A 13,993-nucleotide genomic window follows, 5' to 3' on the forward strand; every position below is an offset into this window, starting at 1 on the left:
TCCCCGCAGCCCGACGGCCACGGAATGGAGACTGCACCAAACCCGGGACGACTCACCACCATGACCAACGTCACTTACACAGGCAACCTGACAGGCTCGAGCTAACTGAAGGCACGGTCGATCTCCTCTACCAGCTCCGCCGCCCGTAGTCGCAGTGCCGCCTCCAGTCTCGGCACCCTCTCGATCAGTTGGCTGAGAGTCCAACGCAAAGCCATCAGAATCTCTCCACTCGTTGCGCCCGCGGCGATTGCGTCGCTGATGCGACATTCCCAATTGTCATAGCCCGCATCAGCGAGGTCAGCACCGAGCGCTTGCGCGTCCGCATATAGGTTGCTGCTCACGGCTGAAGCCCCTTCGGACCAACGTAAGAGAACCAGTCAAGATCAACGCCGCCTGGGGGCACCACAACCTCGATAGCGCCACCCCCGTTGGTGCCGACACCGGGTGCCGGGCGCGTGACGAATGGCGAGCCTTCTGGGACACGACCTTGTTCAACGAAGTCGTAGTTGTGCATGTTCTCCTCCGGGATGCCATAGCGCTCTGCGTAGCCGGGAGTCGAAGGGTGCTCCAAAGCCCAGAACTGACCCTCGGATACCTGGCTCTTGCCTAGAGTGCCCGCTCGATAGACCCGCGCACCTCGCGCAACATCGGTTCGCGCTGCCTGCGCCCCTGCGGTCGGCGTGACGGTCGCGCGCCTCCGTCGCCGGCTCGGCCCCTTGGGCCGTGCCGTGGAGACGATCCCCCGCCGCGGCTACCGCCTCGTGCCCTGATGCGCTTGGGCCGAGCGGACGGGTGTCCTCAGCGACCCGGCGGCCGGGTGGGGCCGCTGACGGCGGCGTCTCCTCCTCGGCCCGTGGGTGGAGCCACGTCTTGCACGGCCGCTACGGGACCCCGCTCAAGTCCGAAGCGCCACTTTGGCCACCTTGCACGCAGCAGTGATCGGGAAGCCCTCGGCCTTCCGGGCAGCGACGCAGCGGTAGCGGGTCACTGTCCCGACTCCTTCACCCAAGAGGCCGTCGCTCGTTTGAGCAGATCTCGTTCCATCCGCAGCCGCGCGTTCTCCTTGCGTAACTCGGCGAGCTCTGACTTCTCCGACGTCGTCAACCCGGCACATTCGTTCCGGTCCGTGCGGGCCTGCGCCACCCAGTTCCCCAACGTGCCCTCGCCGATCCCGAGGCGACGAGCGACTTCGGCGATCTTGTTGCCATCGTCGAGCACCATCGCCACCGCGTCATGCTTGAACTCATCGGTGAACGAGGTCGAGCCCGCGGTCGACTGGTAGACGGTGTCGTCCGCGAAGTACTCGGTGGTAGCCACCACGTCCGCGCCGGCGCCGGTCCGATTCGCGGACCCGGTCGCGCTCAGCGTGGTCGCGGTGGTCTGGTTGCCATCCGCCCCAATCGGGCGGCTCTGCGGAGGGCGAGCCGCTTCACCGGCCTGCCCCCGGACCCTCGAGCAAGTTGCTCATGGTCTTGGCGAGTGCGCGATCGCTGGCCTCCAGGGCATGGGCGTAGACCTTCAAGGTCATGGCTGGATCGGCGTGACCGAGCCGGTTCGCGACGGTCCGCACGTCGTAGCGCGACGCACGGCCATCGTCGCCGACCAGTGCCGAAGGTCATGCAGGCGCCACGACGGCTCGATCCCAGACCGCTTGCGGGCCTGGCGCCAGGTCGCCCACCGCGCGCCGACCAGCCGCTATCGGTGGGCCTGCGGTGAACGACCCGGCGACGCAACGGGCGAGGGATGGGCCCGAAAATCGCCGCCAGCCGGCGCCCGGGAGGCACCGGCCGAGCGATAGAAGAAGCAGAAGCCCCAGGTCAGAGCTACTCGATCCGCATCCCCGAGATGGCTCGGGCGATCACCAGCTGTTGGATCTGCTCGGTGCCTTCGAAGATGTCGTAGATCTTCGAGTCGCGGTGCCAGCGCTCGACGGGGTACTCCTTGACGTAGCCGTAGCCGCCGAGGATCTGGATGGCTCGCTCGGTGACCCACACGGCCACGCGGCCGGCCTTGAGCTTCGACATCGAGCCCTCGGCGTTGACGTAGCTGCCGTTGCGGCTGAGCCATGCGGCACGGTGCACGAGCAAGCGCGCGGCGTCGATCTCGGTGGCCATGTCGGCGAGCATGAAGGCGATGCCCTGGTTGGCGATGATCGGGCGACCGAAGGCGTGGCGCTCCTTGGCGTACTGCAGCGAGTACTCGTAGGCCGCACGGGCGATCCCGATGGCCTGCGCGCCCACCGCGGGACGGGTGGCCTCGAACGTGGCCATGGCCGGCTGCTTGCCGGAGTGCGCGGCGCTCTTGGGGTTTTCGAGCGCCTCACGGGCACGGGCGAGCTTCTCGTCGAGCTTCTCCTTGCCGCCGAGCAGGCACGCGCCCGGGACGCGCACGTCGTCGAGCACCACTTCAGCCGTGTGCGACGCCCGGATGCCGAGCTTCGAGTACTTCTGGCCCTGGCTGATGCCGGGGGTGCCGGGCGGGACGATGAAGCTGGCCTGGCCGCGTCCCTTCAGCTCCGGGTCGACCGACGCGACGACCACGTGTACGTCGGCGATGCCGCCGTTGGTGATCCAGGACTTGGTGCCGTTGATGACCCACTCGTCTTTGGCCTCGTCGTACACGGCACGGGTCCGCAGCGACGACACGTCGGAGCCGGCGTCGGGCTCGCTCACACAGAAGGCGCCGAGCTGCACCTTGTCGGGCGTGCCATAGCACTGCGGCACCCACTCCATCACCTGCTCGGGCGTGCCGTTGCCGGAGATGCCGGCGGCGGCGAGGCCGGAACCGAAGATGGCGAGACCGATGCCGGCGTCGCCCCAGAACAGCTCCTCGATGGCGACCGGCAACGTGAGGCCGGTGGGGTCGCCGAGCATGGCGTTGGCCATGAACTCCATGCCGTAGAGACCGATCTTGGCGGCTTCCTCGACGACGGGCCACGGGAACTCCTCCCGCTCGTCCCAGTCGGCCGCCACGGGGCGGATCACGGTCTCCGCGAACTCGTGGATCCAGTCGCGGATCTGCACCTGGTCGTCGTTGAGCGCGAGCGAGAAGTCAGGCATCGGGTTGCACCTCCGAATGGCCCCCATAAGTTACCGATCGGTAACTCACCGTACTCCGGGGCACCGCCACCAGCCAAGCCCGCGGACCCGCCCCTCGGCGAACCGCGCGCCAAGTCGGACAACCCGCCATGACCTCCTCAAACCGGACACGGAGAGCGGTCGGATGACCCGAAATCACCACAGCAGGGGCAGGACATGGGGCCGGGGTCCCCGAAAGTGGCAGCATTCGGTGGTGCCGTCGTAGGGGCAACAACGGGACCGCCACCGGTCGGGGGAACGGCCGGCACGACCAACCGGCACCGACCGGCAAGGAGCAGTCAGGCACATGGCCGACAGGACCCGCAGTCGCACTCCAGTCGAACACCTCGAGGAGCCGGAACTGCTCGAGCGGGTCGCACGCAACGACGGAGACGCCGCCAAGGAGCTGTACCGCCGTTCGGCGCCGGGCGCGTGGAGCCTCGCGTTCGTCGTCACCGGTACGGCCGACGACGCAGGCACGGCCGTCCGCGAGGGCTTCCGGAGCGCCATGCGCCAACTGCGCGGCGAGTCGCCCTCAGCCGTCCCGGCGAGCGACGCGCCCACCGTCGTGCCAGCCCCGGTCGAGGATGCGGCCGAGCCGACCACCGATGCGGTCGCCGGCGAACCCGCCGACGAGACAGACGAGCCCGCGAACTCCGACGAGCCCGCCGGCGAGACGGCCACCGACGAAGCCGAAGCGTCCGACGACGCCGCCGACCGAGCAGGAGACGCCGACGCGAGCGACGAGCCTGCGGCGGCCGTCGATGGCGGATCAGCGAGCGACACGGCCCGAGCCGATGCGGCCGGGGTGTCCGCGGTGACCCCGCCGACCTCGGAGGAAGTGACAGCCCGCGGCTTCCGGCCGCTCATGCTGCGCGCGACCCGCGCGGCGGCGCTCGAGTGCGGCGACCACCTCGACGACCACCTCGACTCGTTGATCGGGTCCGGCGCCAGCGACGAGGTCGGCGCCGAGGTCCGGCCCAGCACCGATGCGGCTGCCTTCGCCGAGCTGCCGGAAGTGTGGCGGTCGGCGCTGTGGCTGTCCGACGTCGAGATGATGAGCGACGAGCAGCTCGCCGCGTCACTCGACGCCACGCCCGAGCACGCCGAAGCCACAGTTGCCCGCGCCCGCGAGGCGCTGCACGAGAACGTGCAGGCGCGGCTGAGCATCGACGACCCGGAGTGCGCGCTGGTCTCGAGCCAGCTCAGCGACCTGCTCGCCGGCCACCTCGACGACCTCGGCAACGAAGCGGTGCACGAGCACCTCGCCGGTTGCGAAGCATGCCGCGAGCGCCGTGCACGCCTGATCAGCATCGCCGATGAGTTGGGGGCGATGGTCCCGCAGCTTCCTCCCGCGCTCGAACGCGACACCCTCAACCACTGGCGCGAAGAGGTGGGGCTCCCACTGGTGCAGACCGGTCGGATCCCGATCGTCCGCAACGGGTCGAACGGCACCACCGGTGAGCACCGCATCGCCTCGACCAAAGGCGGCGGTGCGCTTTTCGACATGCCCGAGCCGACGATGGAGCGGTGGAAGCGGACACTCGCCAAGCCGGGACCCGTCGCCCCGTCGCGCAACCGTCGCCGGGTCGTGGCCGCGGCGGCCGCCGCGCTCGTGCTCGCCGGCGGCATCGGCGCGGCGGTGCACCGCACCCCCAGCCAGGACGTCCGCTCGGCGCTCGCCACCGACGGCGGCGCGACCGGCCAGGTGGTCGTCACCCGCTCGACCACCACCCAGCCCGCCACGACGACCACGGCTCCGGGCGCACTGGCCGGTCTGCCGAGCGGCGTCGATCTGGCGGCGCTCGAGGCTTGGCTCAACGGCCCCAGCACCTCGGTGCTGCCCGCCGGCTCCGGTCGTGCCACTCGCCAGGGCGGGACCGTGCCCGGCACCGCGGCACCCACCACCCGCGCGCCATCCACCACGGCCGCGTCGCCGAGCACCACCGCACCGGCGACGACCACCACGAAGCCGTCGCCCCCCACGACCGCACGGCATTGCATCACGTGGCTGCTCCCGCCCGGTCCCCTCACCGGCAACGGCATCTGCGCCAAGTGGAGCTCCTGACCCCGAAGAAACCTCGTGCTGTGAGCACTTGACCACCGCACAGCGGGCGAAGGACCTGCGCGGATAGGTCGCCCGAGTCGCGGGTCACCGTTCGATTCGCCAGGCCGCGCCTGGCGAACAGACGCCGTGTTGATGGTCGGCTCGACTATCGGCTGGCCTCCTGAGTGCTCACCGCACGAAGGGTTGGGTCAGGCGCGGCGGGGGGTGGCGCCGGTGGGGCCGTCTTCGATGACCCAGCCGTCGCGCGCGAGTTGATCACGGATGGCGTCGGCGGTCACGAAGTCCTTGGCCGCACGTGCCGCCTCGCGGCGGGCGAGCTGATCGGCGACCTCGGGCGGGACCGACTCGGCCGATCCCCCCAGTCGCAGGCCCACCGCCCGGCAGATCTCCTCCACCGCGCCGACCAACGGCGCTGCGCCGGCGCCGTCACCCGCGTCGAGCTCGGTGTTGGCGCGCCGGACCGTGTCGAACAGCAAGGCCATGGCCGCCGGGGTGTCGAGGTCGTCGTCCATCGCGGAGCGGAACTGATCGAGCACCTCGGCATCGGGGTCCGGACCCGACCCACCGGTCCGACGGGCATCGGCCGCTCCCGCGCCCGACCCGGCGCCGCCCGCGCGGCGGACGAGCGCGTCGAGCCGTTGCAGCGCGGCAGCAGCATCCGCGGTCGTCACCGGCGTGACGTCGATCGGCGAGCGGTAGTGCGACCGCAGCACCAACAGCCGGTAGGCACGAGGATCGACCTGCTCGATGAGGTCGACGAGGTTGGTGAAGTTGCCGAGCGACTTCGACATCTTCTCGCCCGCCACCTCGACGAACCCGTTGTGCATCCAATGGCGTGCGAACCGGTTGCCGAGGACGACGGCTTGCGCCCGCTCGTTCTCGTGGTGCGGGAAGGCGAGGTCCTGGCCGCCGCCGTGCAGGTCGAAGCCGTCGCCGAGCAGGCCGAGGCTCATGACGACGCACTCGGTGTGCCAGCCCGGTCTGCCGTCACCCCACGGTGACGGCCACGACGGCTCGCCCGGCTTGGCCTTCTTCCACAACGCAAAGTCGACCGGTGAGCGCTTCTCCTCGTTGGCCTCCACCCGAGCGCCGGCTCGCAGGCTGTCGATCGACTGGCGGGCCAGCAACCCGTAATCGGCGACCTTGGACGCCTCGAAGTACACGCCGTCGCTGGTCTGATACGCCACCCCTTGCGCGACGAGTCGGCCGATGAGCTCGATCATCTCGTCGACGTAGGCGGTGGCGTGCGGGTCATAGGTGGGGCGTGCCACGCCGATCGCCTCCATCACCTCCCACCACAGCTGTTCGTACTCCGTCGCGACAGCCTCCGCGGAGCGGCCTTCGTCGGCGGCGCGGGCGATGATCTTGTCGTCGATGTCGGTGATGTTCGACGCGTACGTGACCTCGGCACCCGTCCACTCGAGGTAGCGGCGCAACACGTCGAACACGAGGGCGAAGCGCCCGTGGCCGAGGTGCGGCGGGCCGTACACGGTGGGCCCGCACACGTACATCGACACCTTGCCGGGTTGGGCGGGCTCGAAGGGGACGACGGCCCCCTCGGCGGTGTCGAACAGGCGCAACATGGCTGGTCACGGTAGCTGCGCCGGTCCGGGGCGATAGACAGGGTTTCGACAACCGCCGATCGAGGAGCCCTGCCATGGCGACCCAACAACCCGAAGGACACCGCCGCGCCCACGACGCGTTCGCGTCGGTGTTGAGCGGTGTCCGCGACGACCAGCTCGACTCGCCCACACCGTGTTCGGAGTGGGCCGTTCGTGACCTGATCGTCCACGTGATCGGCGGCTCCGCGCGGTTGGTGGACCAGCAAGTGGCGGCTCCCTCGACCGTCGCCGAAGCCCTGGCCAGCCACCGCGCCAGCGCCGACGCCGCCAACGCCGTGTTCGCCGACGACGGCGCGATGGAGCGGGTGTACGAGCTGCCGTTCGGCAACGTGCCGGGCACCGTGCTCGTGCACATGATGACGAGCGACGCGCTCGCCCATGCGTGGGACTTGGCGCAGGCAACCGGCCAGGCATCCGACTTCGAGCCGGAGCTCGCCGCCGAGCTGCTCGTCGTGTCGCGCCAGATGCTGCGCCCGGAGATGCGGCGCGAAGGCGGGCCGTTCGGCCCGGAGCAGACCCCGCCGCCGGACGCACCGCCCCTCGGCGAGCTGGCGGCGTTCTTCGGGCGCCGGCCCATGCAGGCCGGCTGACCGTCCGCCGCCCGCTCAACCGGAGCGGTGCACCTCGCCGTCGAACACCACTGGCGCGCGCATCAGATCGGCCAGCTCGGCAGCGAGCTCCCGCCCGCCCTCGGCATCGCCGTCGCGCCCCCACCGGGCGATGCGCGCCCGCACGCTGTCGTTGACCGCGAGACGTTCGAGCGAGAACGGCCGCCCCCGGTACCAGACGGGATGGTCGGGGTCGGCGATCAAGTCGAACGCGGGACGGCGCAGTCGCACGTCGCGCCACACCCGTCGCCATCCCACGCCGAAACCGTAGGTCGGGAGTGACGGGCGAACTGCCGCGGCGCTCTGGTTCGTGAGCGCACAAACAGAGCCGGTACCGTTTGCCCATCATGACCGTCCGCGCCCGCCGCTCCGTTCCCGACAAGCCCACACTCGACGGCCTCGAAGAGGGCTGGGACGCACGCTGGGAAGCGGACGGCACGTACCGCTTCGATCGCACGGCCGAACGAGCCGACGTGTTCTCGATCGACACGCCGCCGCCCACGGTGTCGGGCAGCCTCCACATGGGGTCGGTGTTCGGCTACGTGCAGGTCGACGCGATCGCTCGCTTCCAGCGCATGCGGGGCAAGGCGGTCTTCTACCCGATCGGTTGGGACGACAACGGGCTACCGACCGAGCGCCGCACCCAGAACTTCTTCGGTGTGCGCTGCGACCCTTCGCTGCCGTACGACCCGGACTTCACGCCACCGGGCACAGAAGGCCTGGGTCCCGACGGCAAGAAGCTGAAGGGGACCGTGTCGTGCTCGCGACGCAACTTCGTGGAGCTGTGCATCCGGCTCATCACCGACGACGAAGTCGAGTTCGAGCGGCTGTGGCGCCGCGTCGGGCTCAGCGTCGACTGGCAGCTGCTGTACCAGACGATCTCCGACGACAGCCGCGCCACGTGCCAGCGTGGGTTCTTGCGCAACTTGGCGCGCGGTGAGGCGTACCAAGCCGACGCGCCCACGTTGTGGGACGTCACGTTCCGCACCGCGGTCGCGCAGGCGGAGCTCGAGGACCGCGAGGTCCCCGGCGCCTACCACCGCCTCGCCTTCCACCCCACCGGGGGCGGCGACGCGGTGCTGATCGAGACCACGCGGCCCGAGCTGCTCGCCGCGTGCGTCGCGCTGGTGGCCCACCCGACCGACGAGCGCTACCAGCCCCTGTTCGGCACGACGGTTCGCACCCCGGTGTTCGGCGTCGAAGTGCCGGTGGTCGCGCACGAGTTGGCCGAGCCGGACAAAGGCTCCGGCATCGCCATGATCTGCACGTTCGGCGACACCACCGACGTCACGTGGTGGCGCGAGCTCCAACTCCCCACCCGGGCGATCCTCGGCCGCGACGGGCGCGTGAAGACCGAGGTCCCCGACTGGATCCGCGACGCCGGCCCCGACTCGGTCGCCGCGTACGAGCAACTGGCCGGTGCCACGGTGTTCACCGCGCAACAGCGCATGGTCGAGCTGCTCGCCGAGTCGGGCGACTTGCGCGGCGAGCCCAACAAGATCACCCACCCGGTGAAGTTCTACGAGAAGGGCGACAAGCCACTCGAGATCGTCACCAGCCGGCAGTGGTACTTCCGCAACGGCGGCCGCGACACCGACCTGCGCGAGATCTTCAAGCGACGCGGCGAGGAGCTGCACTGGGTGCCCGACCACATGCGGCACCGCTACGAGCACTGGGTCGACGGCCTCAACGGCGACTGGCTCATCAGCCGCCAGCGCTTCTTCGGGCCGCCGTTCCCGATCTGGTACCCGCTCGACGCCGACGGCGAGCCGAACTACGACACGCCGATCGTCCCCGACGACGCGTCGCTGCCGGTCGACCCGACCAGCGACACCCCGCCGGGCTACAGCGAATCGCAGCGTGGCAAGCCGGGCGGGTTCGTCGGCGACCCCGACGTGTTCGACACCTGGGCCACTTCGTCGCTCACCCCGCAGATCGCCACCGGCTGGTGCCGAGACGACGACCTGTTCGCTCGCACGTTCCCGATGGACCTTCGCCCGCAAGGCCCCGAGATCATCCGCACGTGGCTGTTCGACACGGTCGTGCGTGCACACTTCGAGCACGGGACGCTGCCCTGGGTCAACGCGTCGATCAACGGGTGGATCCTCGACCCTGACCGCAAGAAGATGTCGAAGTCGAAGGGCAACGTGGTCACCCCGATCGCGCTCCTCGAGCAGTACGGCACCGACGCGGTTCGCTACTGGTCCACCAGCGCGCGGCCCGGTACCGACACCGCGTTCGACGAGGGCCAGATGAAGATCGGGCGCCGCCTCGCCATCAAGATCCTCAACGCATCACGGTTCGCGCTGCGCCAGTCGGGCGACGACGCAGCCCGCGGGCTGTCCGGCACGCCCGCCGACGTCACCGAGCCGATCGACCGGGCGCTGCTCTCTGCGCTGGGCGGCCTGGTGGTCGACGCGACGGCGGCGTTCGAAGCGTTCGACTACGCGCGCTGCCTCGAGCACACCGAAGCGTTCTTCTGGTCGTTGTGCGACGACCACCTCGAACTGGTCAAGGGCCGCGCGTACGGCGGCGAAGGTTTCAGCGAGGCCGCGACCCGGTCCGCACGCGTCACGCTCGAGCTGGCGTTGTCGGTCACGCTGCGGTTGTTCGCGCCGTTCCTGCCGTTCGTCACCGAAGAAGTGTGGTCGTGGTGGCAGGACGGCTCGGTGCACACCACGTCCTGGCCCGATCCCGCCGAGCTCGCGCCCGCGACCGGTGCCGACACGACGGTCGCCGAGGTCGCGGCCGAGGTGCTGCAAGCGGTTCGGCGGGCCAAGTCCGACGCCAAACGGTCGATGCGCGCGCCGGTCGAACGAGTCGTGATCACCGACACGCCGGCGCGTTTGTCGGCCCTGGCCGAGGCCGAGGTCGACGTGCGAGAGGCCGGCTCGATCGCGGCACTCGAGTCGGTGAAGCTGGTCGACGGCGCCGCCGCCTCGATCGAGGTCACGCTGGCGCCGGATCCAGCCTGATCGCCCGCACCCCGCGTGGGCCGGCCTCCCGACCGCGGCACACCTCGGTTTGGGCCGGCGATCCGGCAGCGCGCTCAGCTCACTTTGAGCAGGTCCACCACGTACACCACCGTCTCGCCGGCTGCGAGGTGGAAGCCCACCGGTGGCGAATCGCCGTAGCCGAGCGTCGGTGGCACCACGAGCTCGCGGCGGCCCCCTTGTTTCATGCCGACGAGGCCCTGACGCCACGCCTCGATGACCTTCCCCTTCGCCAACGTGGTCGTGTACGGGCGTCCGTCGTCCCACGTGCTGTCGACTTGCCGGCCGGTCGAGCACGCCACGCCCACGAACTGCACGGTGACGGTCGACTGCGCGGTGACCGCCGGACCGGTCCCGACCTCGAGGTCGTCAGTGACCAACTTGGCCGGCCGTTGCGTGGGCATGGTGACAGCCGGCTTGCCCGGCACAGACGGCGCCGTCGAGGGCTTGCACGCACTCGCGTCACCGCCAATGGCCCCGCCTCCGTCGCTGGTGCAGCCAGGGAGGGCGACCAGCGACACCAGCGCAACGACGCCGAAGGCCGCAAGGCCGCGGCGCACCCGAGACACCCGCTCCCTCGACCCCCCACCGGTCACCAGACCACCACCTCGTCGCCGACCGCGACCTCGCCGGGCGTGACGATCGACGTGTACGCACCGAGGTTGAAGCCGTGGAGATCCGCGATCGTGCGGGAGATCTGCTTGTCGCGCACCAACGCCGGCGCCGCGCCGAGCGCGGGTTGCGGACGGGTCGGCATCACGCAGCGGATCGTCGGCAAGTCGACGTGCACGACCAAGCTGCCGATCTCCAGGTCACGACCCAGCCACTCGTCCTCCACGAACCCCGCGGCATCGCCCGTGTCGATCAGCACCGAGGGACGGAACCGGCGCGAGTCCCACTCACCGTCGGGGTGCCCGCCGGCCGCGGCAGCGATGCTCGCAGTGGTGAGGACGTGGACGTGCGCCAAGTCGGCGAAGGACCCTGCGGGCGTGTCGATGTCGAACCACTCCGCGTCGGGGTCGTCGTCGATGTCGAACGCGAACTCGTAGACACCGTTCGCGGCCGTGGGGTCGTCGGACACGCGGTCGAGGTGGACGCCGCCGCCCAACCACTCCGCCAGATGGGCGTCGGCGTCGGGTGAGGACGCCAAGAAGGTTGCGCCAGTCGGCAAGCCGATGCGCACGTCGCCGCCGTCGGTCACCGCCCACGCGTCGAGCAACGAGCCATGGCGCTTGGCCGACCACACCTTGCCGTCGCGCTGGTCGCGCACGGCGTAGCGACGGTCGCCGTCCATCGCATGGGCGTCGAAACCGACCCGCTCGACCTGCTCGCCCTGGAAGGACTTCACCGGGAACCGCCAGACTTCCGCGACCACGCCGACCGCTCTGCCCGCGGCGCGGTCGGCTGCCCTCGACGTGTCGGTCATGGTCCACAGCGTGCCAGAGCAGGACGTCTGCGGAGAACCCACCCGACCCGACAGCAGTGCTCGGCGGGACCATTGGCGCACGGCGCCGGGCCGCGACAGGCTGCGTCACCATGCGTGCGGTCGTGTGCAAGGCGTTCGGACCTGTCGAGAACCTCGAGATCGAAGAGCGGCCGGACCCGATGCCTGGCGACCGACAGGTCGTGCTCGACGTCGAGGCGGCCGGCGTCAACTTCGTCGACGCGCTGTTCGTGCAAGGCCAATACCAGATCAAACCGCCCACTCCGTTCGTGCCCGGCAGCGAAGTCGCCGGCACGATCCGCGCGGTGGGCAACGGTGTGGAAGACAGCCGGGTCGGCGAGCGGGTCCTCGTCAGCTCGGGCCTCGGCGGGTTCGCCGACCAGCTCGTAGCCGACACATCGGCCGCCATCGCCATCCCCGACGTGCTCGACGCGCCCCGGGCCGCCACCTTCACGCAGAGCTTCTGCACTGCGCTGTTCTCCCTGCGCGACCGACTCGACCTGCAAGCGGGGGAACGCTTGTTGGTGCTCGGCGCGGGCGGGGGCGTCGGGCTGGCCACGATCCAAGTGGCCAAGGCGCTCGGCGCGACCGTGGCCGGCGCGGCGTCGACCGGAGCGAAGCGCGACCTCGCCGCGGCGGCGGGCGCGGATCTCACGATCGATACGTCGCTCGGCACCGACCACCTGAAGTCGGCGGCCCGCGAATGGGCCGGCGGCCAACTCGACGCGGTGATCGACCCGGTCGGCGGTGAGCTGGCCGAGCCCGCGCTGCGGGCGCTCGGCAACGGCGGTCGCTTCGGGGTGATCGGCTTCGCGTCGGGCACCATCGCGAGCCTGCCGACCAATCAGATCCTGCTGCGGAACCGGTCGGTGGTCGGCGTCGACTGGGGGGCCTGGGCGTTGCAGCACCCGCGCGAGCAGGCGACCCTGCTCGGCGACCTCCTGCACATGGTCGAGCAGGGCAACTTGTTGCCCGTGGCACCGTCGACCCGGCCGCTCACTGACGTGGCCGGGGTGTTGCGAGAGCTCCTCGACCGGCAGGTCGCCGGCAAGGTGGCGCTGGTGCCATGACCCGGCGTGCGCAGCGTCAGCGCGCCCGATCGCAACGCGCGATCCTCCCGGTGCGCGGGTTGGTGCTCGCGCTGGCCGTCGCCGCCGTCTCTGTCGCGGTGCTGCTCGCCGTCCACCCCTGAGCGGGAAGGCGGAAGCCGTCGCCGCGGCGTACGAGCGGTCAGGCGCGGAGCAGGTCGGGCCGGCGGGCTTGCACCATGCGACGCACGCCGTCGCGCCAGGCGATCGTGGCAGGACCGACCAACTCGCGCATCTTGGTGAGGTCGGGAACAACGCTGCCGATCATGGCGGGGTTCTCGCCGAACTCGGCTTCGATCCCGGTCAGCTCGGTCAGGAACCCGCACCACTCTTCGATGCTGACGACGTCCTCGCCGCCCCAGTTCACGACCGTGGCCGGGACCGACGCCGCGGCGAGGAGTCCCGGCAACATCCGCACCATGTCGTCTTCGTGCAGCAACGTGAAGACGTTGGGCCGCTCCGGGTGGAGGTCGATCCGCATGCCACCGCGCATCATGTCGAGGTGGATCAGCGGCCAACCCCCGCTGTTGCCGTAGGGCACGTTGAGGCGTGCGATCGTGGTCGGCAGGCCCAACGTGCGCGCCATGGTGCGGGCCACCACTTCGGCCGCGATCTTCACGATCGAGTACGTCTCCATGAAGCCACGGTGGTTGTCGCCGAGCGGGTCGGTCTCCTTGCGCGGTGCCGGGCCGGCGTGCTCGTAGACCGCGGTCGACGAGCAGTGCAGGAACGCGAGGGCGGACTCGTAGCGGTACATCAGGCGGCCGGGTGACACGCAGTTGGCCTCGATGTCGGCGTCCCAATCGGTGCCGTGCGTGACGGCGAAGTTCACGACGTAGTCGATGTCGTCGGGCAGGTCCGTGAAGTCGTCGCTGGTGAGGTCGCACGTGATGCAGGTGACGCCGGCCTCCTCGAGGCGAGCTCGGGCTTTCGGGTTCGAGAACCTGGCGACGCCGAACACCTCGTTGCCCGCCGCGAGCGCCTTCGCGATCGGCTCGCCGACTTGGCTCGTGGGGCCGGTGAACAGAAGCCGCTTTCCCTGAAACCCAGCGGCCGGGGACGTGGACGATGTCGCGGGTGAAGCCTCGGTCAT

Annotated in this window: 12 protein-coding genes; 5 read left to right on the forward strand and 7 right to left on the reverse strand. The window is 70.3% G+C overall.

Annotation, left to right across the window (positions count from 1 at the left end; translation table 11 throughout):
* Positions 1-984: 984 nt before the first annotated feature.
* Together VHA73_16265 and VHA73_16270 are read right to left on the reverse strand one after the other, a co-directional pair.
* The gene (locus VHA73_16265) at positions 985-1,317 is read right to left on the reverse strand and encodes a transposase (protein ID HVX19578.1); all 333 of its coding nucleotides are present in this window, start codon (positions 1,315-1,317) and stop codon (positions 985-987) included.
* A 506-nt stretch (positions 1,318-1,823) separates the two neighbouring features.
* Positions 1,824-3,059, reverse strand: coding sequence for an acyl-CoA dehydrogenase family protein (locus VHA73_16270; GenBank protein HVX19579.1), 1,236 nt, complete (start codon positions 3,057-3,059; stop codon positions 1,824-1,826).
* 325 nt (positions 3,060-3,384) lie between these two features.
* On the opposite strand from VHA73_16270, the gene VHA73_16275 reads away from it, so the two are divergent.
* Positions 3,385-5,145 (forward strand): zf-HC2 domain-containing protein, encoded by a 1,761-nt coding sequence (locus tag VHA73_16275; GenBank protein ID HVX19580.1) that lies wholly within the window; start codon positions 3,385-3,387, stop codon positions 5,143-5,145.
* Positions 5,146-5,333: 188 nt separating this feature from the next.
* Here the strand turns inward: VHA73_16275 and cysS are convergent, their stop codons facing one another.
* Positions 5,334-6,728, reverse strand: a complete 1,395-nt coding sequence (cysS, locus tag VHA73_16280; GenBank protein ID HVX19581.1) for a cysteine--tRNA ligase — start codon at positions 6,726-6,728, stop codon at positions 5,334-5,336.
* Between the two features lie 74 nt (positions 6,729-6,802).
* Between cysS and VHA73_16285 the strand changes: the two genes are divergently transcribed.
* Positions 6,803-7,357 carry a TIGR03086 family metal-binding protein gene (locus VHA73_16285; protein HVX19582.1) on the forward strand — a complete coding sequence of 185 codons (555 nt, stop codon included), beginning with the start codon at positions 6,803-6,805 and terminating at the stop codon, positions 7,355-7,357.
* A gap of 15 nt (positions 7,358-7,372) precedes the next feature.
* On the opposite strand, the gene VHA73_16290 is transcribed toward VHA73_16285, so the two are convergent.
* On the reverse strand, positions 7,373-7,633 hold the full coding sequence (locus tag VHA73_16290; GenBank protein ID HVX19583.1) for a hypothetical protein: 261 nt from the start codon (positions 7,631-7,633) through the stop codon (positions 7,373-7,375).
* A gap of 89 nt (positions 7,634-7,722) precedes the next feature.
* Between VHA73_16290 and valS the strand changes: the two genes are divergently transcribed.
* Complete coding sequence (gene valS / locus VHA73_16295; GenBank protein ID HVX19584.1) at positions 7,723-10,350, forward strand: valine--tRNA ligase; 2,628 nt, start codon at positions 7,723-7,725, stop codon at positions 10,348-10,350.
* Between the two features lie 74 nt (positions 10,351-10,424).
* On the opposite strand, the gene VHA73_16300 is transcribed toward valS, so the two are convergent.
* Positions 10,425-10,772 (reverse strand): FKBP-type peptidyl-prolyl cis-trans isomerase, encoded by a 348-nt coding sequence (locus VHA73_16300; GenBank protein ID HVX19585.1) that lies wholly within the window; start codon positions 10,770-10,772, stop codon positions 10,425-10,427.
* A gap of 188 nt (positions 10,773-10,960) precedes the next feature.
* Entirely contained in the window at positions 10,961-11,794 is an 834-nt protein-coding gene (locus VHA73_16305) for an MOSC N-terminal beta barrel domain-containing protein (protein ID HVX19586.1), read from the reverse strand.
* A 110-nt stretch (positions 11,795-11,904) separates the two neighbouring features.
* Between VHA73_16305 and VHA73_16310 the strand changes: the two genes are divergently transcribed.
* Both VHA73_16310 and VHA73_16315 read left to right on the forward strand, forming a co-directional pair.
* On the forward strand, positions 11,905-12,882 hold the full coding sequence (locus VHA73_16310; protein ID HVX19587.1) for an NADPH:quinone oxidoreductase family protein: 978 nt from the start codon (positions 11,905-11,907) through the stop codon (positions 12,880-12,882).
* Positions 12,879-13,004: a hypothetical protein gene (locus VHA73_16315; protein HVX19588.1), complete on the forward strand. Its 126-nt coding sequence runs from the start codon at positions 12,879-12,881 to the stop codon at positions 13,002-13,004. Before VHA73_16310 ends, VHA73_16315 begins: the two co-directional genes overlap by 4 nt.
* Positions 13,005-13,042: 38 nt before the next feature.
* Here the strand turns inward: VHA73_16315 and VHA73_16320 are convergent, their stop codons facing one another.
* A complete protein-coding gene (locus VHA73_16320; protein HVX19589.1) occupies positions 13,043-13,993 on the reverse strand; it encodes an NAD(P)-dependent oxidoreductase in 951 nt (316 codons plus the stop codon).

This window comes from Acidimicrobiales bacterium (genome assembly GCA_035547835.1).
Lineage (GTDB): Bacteria > Actinomycetota > Acidimicrobiia > Acidimicrobiales > Iamiaceae > DASZTW01.

Excerpts from the sequence above, each read along its gene's own strand:
- VHA73_16270 (HVX19579.1), bottom strand. The coding sequence starts at position 3,059 with ATGCCTGACTTCTCGCTCGCGCTCAACGACGACCAGGTGCAGATCCGC.
- VHA73_16275 (HVX19580.1), top strand. The coding sequence starts at position 3,385 with ATGGCCGACAGGACCCGCAGTCGCACTCCAGTCGAACACCTCGAGGAG.
- cysS (HVX19581.1), bottom strand. The coding sequence starts at position 6,728 with ATGTTGCGCCTGTTCGACACCGCCGAGGGGGCCGTCGTCCCCTTCGAG.
- VHA73_16285 (HVX19582.1), top strand. The coding sequence starts at position 6,803 with ATGGCGACCCAACAACCCGAAGGACACCGCCGCGCCCACGACGCGTTC.
- valS (HVX19584.1), top strand. The coding sequence starts at position 7,723 with ATGACCGTCCGCGCCCGCCGCTCCGTTCCCGACAAGCCCACACTCGAC.
- VHA73_16300 (HVX19585.1), bottom strand. The coding sequence starts at position 10,772 with ATGCCCACGCAACGGCCGGCCAAGTTGGTCACTGACGACCTCGAGGTC.
- VHA73_16305 (HVX19586.1), bottom strand. The coding sequence starts at position 11,794 with ATGACCGACACGTCGAGGGCAGCCGACCGCGCCGCGGGCAGAGCGGTC.
- VHA73_16310 (HVX19587.1), top strand. The coding sequence starts at position 11,905 with ATGCGTGCGGTCGTGTGCAAGGCGTTCGGACCTGTCGAGAACCTCGAG.
- VHA73_16315 (HVX19588.1), top strand. The coding sequence starts at position 12,879 with ATGACCCGGCGTGCGCAGCGTCAGCGCGCCCGATCGCAACGCGCGATC.
- VHA73_16320 (HVX19589.1), bottom strand. The coding sequence starts at position 13,993 with ATGACCGAGGCTTCACCCGCGACATCGTCCACGTCCCCGGCCGCTGGG.